This window comes from Vibrio sp. MOR3 (assembly GCF_001557775.1).
Taxonomy (GTDB): Bacteria; Pseudomonadota; Gammaproteobacteria; order Enterobacterales; family Vibrionaceae; genus Vibrio; species Vibrio jasicida.
Genome location: NZ_LNRD01000031.1, coordinates 1 through 8211, shown reverse-complemented (window position 1 = coordinate 8211; position 8211 = coordinate 1). Strand labels below are relative to the sequence as shown.

Annotated in this window: 10 protein-coding genes; all 10 read right to left on the bottom strand. The window is 40.7% G+C overall.

Features of this window, described 5'->3' with window-relative positions; genetic code table 11:
- Positions 1-173: 173 nt before the first annotated feature.
- The 10 genes from ATB76_RS26585 to ATB76_RS26540 all read right to left on the bottom strand — a co-directional run bounded on the left by ATB76_RS26585 (position 174) and on the right by ATB76_RS26540 (position 8056).
- Entirely contained in the window at positions 174-587 is a 414-nt protein-coding gene (locus tag ATB76_RS26585; protein ID WP_061036392.1) for a VOC family protein, read from the bottom strand.
- A gap of 186 nt (positions 588-773) precedes the next feature.
- Positions 774-1391, bottom strand: a complete 618-nt coding sequence (locus tag ATB76_RS26580) for a LysE family translocator (protein WP_061036391.1) — start codon at positions 1389-1391, stop codon at positions 774-776.
- A gap of 113 nt (positions 1392-1504) precedes the next feature.
- Positions 1505-1906 carry a hypothetical protein gene (locus tag ATB76_RS28530; protein ID WP_061036390.1) on the bottom strand — a complete coding sequence of 134 codons (402 nt, stop codon included), beginning with the start codon at positions 1904-1906 and terminating at the stop codon, positions 1505-1507.
- 1646 nt (positions 1907-3552) lie between these two features.
- Positions 3553-3696, bottom strand: a complete 144-nt coding sequence (locus tag ATB76_RS27940; protein ID WP_080264912.1) for a DUF3265 domain-containing protein — start codon at positions 3694-3696, stop codon at positions 3553-3555.
- Between the two features lie 516 nt (positions 3697-4212).
- Complete coding sequence (locus ATB76_RS26565; RefSeq protein WP_061036388.1) at positions 4213-4629, bottom strand: GFA family protein; 417 nt, start codon at positions 4627-4629, stop codon at positions 4213-4215.
- 149 nt (positions 4630-4778) lie between these two features.
- The gene (locus ATB76_RS26560; protein WP_038887400.1) at positions 4779-5279 is read right to left on the bottom strand and encodes a GNAT family N-acetyltransferase; all 501 of its coding nucleotides are present in this window, start codon (positions 5277-5279) and stop codon (positions 4779-4781) included.
- A 135-nt stretch (positions 5280-5414) separates the two neighbouring features.
- Positions 5415-5741, bottom strand: coding sequence for a hypothetical protein (locus tag ATB76_RS26555; protein WP_061036387.1), 327 nt, complete (start codon positions 5739-5741; stop codon positions 5415-5417).
- Positions 5742-5901: 160 nt separating this feature from the next.
- Entirely contained in the window at positions 5902-6330 is a 429-nt protein-coding gene (locus tag ATB76_RS26550; RefSeq protein ID WP_061036386.1) for a hypothetical protein, read from the bottom strand.
- Positions 6331-6465: 135 nt separating this feature from the next.
- Positions 6466-7134 (bottom strand): hypothetical protein, encoded by a 669-nt coding sequence (locus ATB76_RS26545; RefSeq protein ID WP_061036385.1) that lies wholly within the window; start codon positions 7132-7134, stop codon positions 6466-6468.
- 181 nt (positions 7135-7315) lie between these two features.
- Positions 7316-8056 carry an HNH endonuclease signature motif containing protein gene (locus tag ATB76_RS26540; protein ID WP_061036384.1) on the bottom strand — a complete coding sequence of 247 codons (741 nt, stop codon included), beginning with the start codon at positions 8054-8056 and terminating at the stop codon, positions 7316-7318.
- Between the last annotated feature and the right edge of the window lie 155 nt (positions 8057-8211).

Genomic DNA, 8211 nt, shown 5'->3' with positions numbered 1-8211 from the left:
CTTAAACTCAACCAAATCATTATTTGTAAAGTCTGCAAAAATCACTTTTTCTGACAATTTGACCTCCTGACACCTAACGCCGCATTAAGGTGTGAGCGACGCTTGGCTATACTTGAGCGAAGCGAAATTGCCAAGCGTTGCGAATCACTCTTAAATGCTTTGTTATGTGCGTGCTATTTGGTTGCACTGTTCAGTTGCAGTAAGTCCCACTTGTTACCATACAGGTCTTCGAACACAACAACTGTGCCGTACTCTTCAACTCTCGGCTCTTCATTGAAAACAACACCTCTAGCTTTCATTAAGTCGTAGTCACGCCAAAAGTCATTGGTTTGTAGAAACAAGAAAACACGACCACCACTTTGGTTGCCTACAGCATGAGATTGTTCTTCAGTGCTTGCTTGTGCAAGAAGCAGATTTGTACCGTTTGAGTTTGGAGGCGAAACCTGCACCCAACGCTTACCACCACCTAAGTCAGTATCTTCGACCAACGTAAATTGTAGCTTTTGAGTATAAAACTCTATCGCATCATCGTAGTTTTTTACGACTAGAGCTACATTTCCTATTTGCTGTTGAACTGGCTGAGACATATTGATTTCCAACTATTGTAATACTCTGATTTTACGTCAATTTCGACTTTTCGAAAAAGCACATAACGCCCTGTTAAGGGGTGAGCAACGCAATACAAAAGCCGCCGCATACCACCTTAATCACTAAATTCAACGCATAGTGAAAATGCCACGCGTTGCGAATCCCTCTTGAACAGTTTGTTAGTTTTATTGCTGGCGACTCAGTAACAAGCTTGCTCCAGACATAGCCAAAAAAGTAGCACAACCTCTATTGAAGTGCTTTGCCATTTTCGGCTTCGTAAACCACTGCCTTAAGTACATTCCAAATATTGCATAAATCGATATTGCCCCCATTTCTAAAACTAGGAACGTAACCCCTAGAGCGAAGAACTGTTCATTTACATTCGCTGAAACATAGACGAACTGTGGTAGAAAGGCGGTAAAGATTAAGATCGCCTTTGGATTACCAGCGGCTAGCAAAAATTCTTGTTTAGCTAAACCTAATCGGTTGCGAGTGTTTTCTAGTTCAGAAACAGGACTTGCTTCCGAACGCCAAAGATTAAAGGCAATCCACAACAAGTAAGCCGCGCCCACAATTTTAATCGTTAGAAATAGAGTCTCAGAAGCATAGAGCACGACTGCTAAGCCAGAAGCAGCCAAGGCAATCATTACTGCGAATGCAGCAATACGACCAAGCCCAGCAATAAAAGCGGACTTGAAACCGTAACAACGAGCATTGTTCATGGACAATAGATTGTTTGGACCTGGAGTCATATTGAGCGCAAAACACGCAGGTATAAAGAACAATAACTTCCAGATTTCCACAATATTTCCTCCATAAAACTAACGCCGCATTAAGGTGTGAGTAACGCGACCACTAAACTAAACCATACCACCGTAAACACCGAACTCAACGATGGAATAACAAATGCCAAGCGTTAGGAATCACTCTTAAATGCTTTGTTATACCAATTTTCATCATGTTCGTGAAAGTCTGATTCAACTGAAATTAATCCACATTCGAGATCCGAATTCCTTTGCTGCTCTAACTCTATACAGCGCAACTCTTTCAAATAGTCTAAAAAGTTCTCGAAAGATAAAAGTTTATGTTCGTCACCTTCAATTTCATATATGAAAAAAAACGCTTCATCGTACTGTTGAGCTAGAGTGACTAGCTTATATTTAACTTCATCCCAATCACTGCGGAATACTTCATAACTCTCTAATGGCTGATGATTTTTAGCCGCATTTCGTATTGCCTCAATACTCTGACTTGTGAGGCTTCTAAGTAATTTAATTCCTTTCACTGAAAGGTTTCGCTTTGGAATTACAGCAATCAAACTTATTCCCCTTTACTCATTTGGTATAACGCCGCATTAAGTGGTGAACAACGCGACCACCCTGCCTTAAACCTTGCCACTTTTAGCACTAAAGTCGACCTAAACTGAAATTGCCAAGCGTTGAGAATCCGTCTTAAATGCTTTGTTATGTTTTAGCACAATTCGTTGATTTACTTGGCAAAGAACTGAAGTGTAGACCTAGATTTCTGAACTAAATCACAACCTGAAACGCGCTTGACCGACAGATGCGCCAAACTTAAAACAAGTAAGCCCACTTCCCTGCTAATGAGGCAACTCGATACACTTTCAACAAGCGCCCTTTCTTAGCAAAAGCAGCGCAGAACAATGGCGATTTGCCGAGGCAACTGCCAAGGTTATTGGCTGATTGGGAAATATGACCAAAGCGACTTTGAGCCAGAGAAACAAGACCACCAAACCACCCAAAAACTAGGATGAAGCAACCCGCGAACCTTGGCATGTTTTACGGGCTGAGTGGTTTAAGAACTGAGCGATAATAGTGATTTGCTGAGTCTACTCCCAACGAATGGCTAGAGGGGAAAAGAACGACTCAAAGGCCTTTAAATCATTGAAATTCCATTAAAACATAACGCCCTGCTAAGGGGTGAGCAACGCAATACAAAAGCCGCCGCAAACCACCTTAATCACTAAATGCAACGCATAGTAAAAATGCCACGCGTTGCGAATCCCTCTTGAGCAGTTTGTTAGTTTGCAAACCCAACGCGTTGATTTTACGTTATTTTAAACTTTGCAAACAATAAACTTTATGTGTTTTAATGCACTTAAATCAGGCGTAGTCTCAAAGCGGCTACTCAATGAAACCACTTGGAACAAACAACGCCGCAGAAAACGAGCTCACAACACCAAAAAGTGTTTTTGGAAAACCAATCTCACAATGCGGACTTTCAACAAAGCCACTGAAACCACGTGGAACTTACCACACCAGAGAAAACGTCGTTTCAGCGTGTAAATCGGCTTTTATACCAACAAACTCAACAAGCAGAGTTTCAGCAAAAAAGTTCAACTCATGTTAACCCAAAAATCGCCACACCAAAGAATAAATCAATAGTTAAAACGATGCCAATTTTGGATTTTCACCATGTTAGTTAACACTGAAATTGAAAGTGATACGACAATTTCGACTTTGAGCTTTTACGACTAGATCTTGCGATATAGCTGCGTTTTTCCTCTTGCAAACTAACGCCCTGTTAAGGGGTGAGCAACGCAATACCGAAGTCGCCGCATACCACCTTAAACACTAAAACCAACGCATAGTGAAAATGCCACGCGTTGCGAATCCCTCTTGAACAGTTTGTTAGAGCGCGCACTCACCATGGACTACTAAACTGATAAATCACTTTGACACTTTGGACACTTAATCGCCTTTTTGCTGATATTTGAGTCACAATACTTGCACTTTACTTGAGTCAATGGCGTCAACAACCACACTGAAACCAGATAGATAGCTATTGAAACAAGAATTGAAGTTAGCGAAAAACCAGTAATGAATGCCATAACAAGAAACATTACTACCAACAAAACGAACTGTATAACAACTGCTAGAACAACCACTTAATATCCTTATTGTTTACAAAGAATCTATAGACTACTAGCGCTATAACGCCTTGTTAAGGGGTGAGCAACGCAATACCAAAGCCGCCGTATACCACCTTAATCACCAAAACCAACGCATAGTAAAAATGCCACGCGTTGCGAATCCCTCTTGAACAATTTGTTAGCTTGATATTAACCGGCTCTTTGATACCTTCCATACAGCCATAAACCTAGCAACACTAAACTAGGTAAATACCAAGACATCGAAGGGTCATTGTACTTATTGACCAAAAGGTATACAAAATTAATAAACAAGGTTAATTCACATACTACGTAACTAACAAATAATGTTTTTAGCCATTCTAAAAGCTTTTCAGTATTTGGTTTAAACCATACTTGTTCGTCCAATATAAAGGTCAAAGACACAAAAAACGCAACAAACACGCAAATTATTCGAAGCGGATCTACTTCAAAAAGGTCTATTGATACATTCAAAAGAAAATTACTTAGCAGAAGTAGTTGAAGAAGTGGCATCCCGTCCTCTTTGCAAAAGGGCTTATGTTAAGTTCACCGGTTGTGGTTTTCATGGTTGGAAATTTCGATAGCAAGCTAACGCCTTGTTAAGGTGTGAGGTACGCAATACCGAAGCTTCCGCATACCACCTTAACCACTAAACCTAACGCATAGTAAAAATGCCACGCGTGCCGAATCACTCTTGAACAATTTGTTAGCTGCTAGCCCGGCTGCTTAGGAAAGATCTTTATATTATTTGGTATTTGATACCAATCTAGTTTTTCACTAACCCAAACATGTGCTTGAGGTTCGAAAATATCAGCTGGCGATAAATCAATTGGTTTTAGCTTTAACTTTACTGTTTCAGGTGCATCTGGGTTGAAATGGTAAATTCTGTTTCCACAATTTGGACAGAACATCGCGCAATTACGATTACCACTATCAGCTAAACGCTCCCAACTTTTCAGTTGGCCAGAAAACTCAATTTTCTCGGCATCGACAACTGCTGTGATGCTAAATGGGCTAGTAGATAACTTTTGACACTCTGTACAGTGACAAGCAAGGACCATTAATGGTTTTTCATGTAGTTCATAGGTAACTTGCCCGCACTGACATGCACCTTTAAGTGGATAGTCCATTTATCGTTCCTCCTCTGAACATGGATGGCAGCTAACGCCCAATTAAGGGGTGAGCCACGCGACCACGACACCCAATTTGGACACCGTAAACACTGAACCAAACCCAAACCAAAAATACCAAGCGTGGGGAATCCCTCTTAAATTGTTTGTTAGCACACAATTTCCAAGCTGTACTCCGCTGTATTTTCACTATTAGAAACTGTCTGTTCAAAACCCAGTTTCTTTAGTACCGAAGAGCTCCTACTATTCCAAGAATGGACGCCTGCCCAAATACTACCTTGATAACCCGAGCTACGAACATGTGATAGCAAAGCTTTGCACATTTGCGTTGCTAAACCCTGCCCCCAGAACTCCGGATTAACCCAATAAGCTAAAGCCAAACGATTTTCCTGAGGAAGTAATGTGACCTGTCCAATAACTTGGGAGTTGTGCAATCGGCGACAGCTCCAAACATAACATTTGCCCATATTCCATTCTAACATACGATTTGAACACCAATTCTCAGCTTGAGTTAGAGTTTTAATGTTTGCTAATGGAAGCGACTCAGGAAATAAATCGGAGTTCACTGCGGTTAATAAACACACTGCATCAGCGATTTCTATTGGAGTAAATACAAAACTTGAGCATTCAAATTTTCTTGCGAATTTCAAAGCCTTCTCCTTGTGTGCTAACGCCTTGTTAAGGTGTGAGGCACGCAATACCTGAGCTTCCGCATAACACCTTAACCACTAAACCTAACGCATAGTAAAAATGCCACGCGTGCCGAATCACTCTTGAACAATTTGTTATGCTCGTCTTTCCAGCAACTCCGTAATGTCCTTTTTTAGTTCATCCGAAAGACGTTCGAACTGCTCTGCTGCAACCAAATTTTCTTCACACATTAGCATGAGCTGAATAAATGCGTTATTCCGAGAATGGCCATCAAAGATAAGCTTCATTTGCTTTTCAGATGTTCTGGAATATTGGCACATGAAATGAAACCTTTCCCCTGCCAGTTCTGACTCGTCAGTAATAGTTTCAATAACTTCATTCAGTTGTCTAGTGCAATACAATTGAATAGCTTCTTTTTTAATCTCGCAAAAGACTTTCCAATCAGACTCTTTGATACTCATGCTAACCTCCATAAAGTTCCATTTTCAGCATAGAGCATAACGCCCTGTTAAGGGGTGAGCAACGCAATACCGATGCCGCCGCATACCGCCTTAACCACTAAAACCAACGCATAGTGAAAATGCCACGCGTTGCGAATCCCTCTTAAACAGATTGTTATACCTATTTTTCAACACTAGCACCAAACAGAGATTCACAGAGAATACTAAGTTCAATGTCATCGCTGCCAGATAAGTCCGAGCGCATAGCTTTTACGATTTTGCTAAAGGATACGTATGATGCATCACTGTTGAGAACCCCATGATTTTGGAAAAAAGAATGTATTGATGTCACAACTGATGTGCTACCTAGTAAAATTACTCTCGTTTTAGCTTGGTTCAATTGTTTGAGTTGCTCAACATCTCGCTGTTTCGAGTACTTTGTGGAACTAGCAATTTCAGAAACAGCATTTAAGAAATCTAAATAGGCAGAACTTCGTATTTCGATGAGTTTTTTGTTCTTTTCTGTGCGACTACCAAGCCAAAACTGAACTAATGCACTCGAAAGAACACCGCCGATTCCGATCAGAGCTACAACTACCTTAATATCCATGTTTCTCCTTATAGGTATAACGCCGCGTTAAGTGGTGAGCAACGCTACCACCAGACCTAACCCATTGTGCCGTAAACACTAAATTCAAAGCAAACCGAAAATGCCAAGCGTTGGGAATCCGTCTTAAACGCTTTGTTAGTTGCTCGGATTCACTCTGGATTTTCTTAAACTTGCCGTATGATAATATCCACCACCGTATGAGCGTCCGAGGAATAAAAACAGACCACACGTAATTATACTAATACCGACCACTACCACGTAAAACCAATCAATTGGCTTAGCGAAAGAAAATTCGGGAAGTGAATAGATTAATAAAGCACACCACAACACTGTTACATACAAGCTAATTAATTGATTTATTTTTGAAACCGACAGTGGAGAAGGACCAGTTAATAAATTCCGAACTTTATCAGCCTTAGTCCCATGAGGGTTCCTTGACAGAACCACTTTGTACAAAGGACCTGTGACTTCATCTTCTAAAACATCAACGTGTTTTTCCCAGTTCTCTTGCCAATATTTGCTTCCCCGATTTACGCAAAACCAAGCAAAGGAAAAGACTACACCAAGACAACTCAAAATTACTGACATGTCAGCTTTATTTACCGAAGACGAGGATTGTATAGCTATAAAACCTGCAAAAGTCGCCGCAATAAATGCCCAAAAATAAGTTGCCCGCTTCCAATAGAGATCAATTTCAAACTTTCGTATATCCAAAGCTTGAGCTAATGCCTCTTGCTCTTTCCCTTTAAACAATTGCTTGTGTTTATCTGGACTTAAAGCCTCTGTAGTACTGCTATTAGACAAAATTCACCTTTCAAACTCGATATTAAATTAGGGCAACTAACGCCGCATTAAGTGGTGAACAACGCGACTACCCAAGCCTAAACCTTGCCACGCAAAGCACTGAAGCCGACCTAGGCTGAAATCGCCAAGCGTTGAGAATCCGTCTTAAATGCTTTGTTATATTCGTACTCAATGCATTGAATTACTGTATAAAAACGACTTCTCTATGGTAAGCCAAATACGCCTTTTTACTGTCTGACAAGTCACTAATTTTGACTTTAAGGTCGACTCTCCACTGCACCAGTTGCGCTTCAACTTCAGCACTTGAGATCATTAGATCTCCAGTATCGGAAACCGAGATGTAGCCTTTATCAAAGAGAGCATCAATATGAGGAGCGAGCAAGAATCCATTTTCTGGGTCTAATCTCTCTTGGTTGGTCGACACTCTCCACGGTTTAATATGGCTAGCAATAAGAAATCGCGGATCAGTCGTGCCAGTAATAGGACAACTAGAAGAGATTTTGAATAGGTTTTGTCTATATCGACCCTGACCTATACGTGAAGAAGCTAACGCGATTCTTTCTGTTGATTCAGTTACCGAAGCCTGAACTTCAGCATCTAGGTTTAACTCATGTGCTTTTAGTCGTTGGACAGTACACAGACCATCTTCGTGGGATACAACAAACTCGCCACGTAACTCAAAACTATTGAGGTAGGATGCAAGAGCCTTAATTCTTGACGGAAAGCGAGTAATATCTGAACCTGAAAACTCACATAGAAACCAGTTATCTTCGATTACGATAACACTTTCTTTTAGTGCATAACCACGATCATTAAACTTCACTTTGAGAAGATCGCCAATTAGTAGAGCACTTAAATCTATCTGTGACTCTAAAGCATCATAGAACTTTGACTTTCGTTTGTTGTAGTTGATTTTTCTCATATTTTTGCCAAGTTTCCCTCAAAGAATATAACGCCCTGTTAAGGTGTGAGCAACGCAATACCGAAGCCGCCGCATGCCACCTTAAACACTAAGCGCAACGCATAGCAAAAATGCCACGCGTTGCGAATCACTCTTAAACAGTTTGTTAGTTGAAT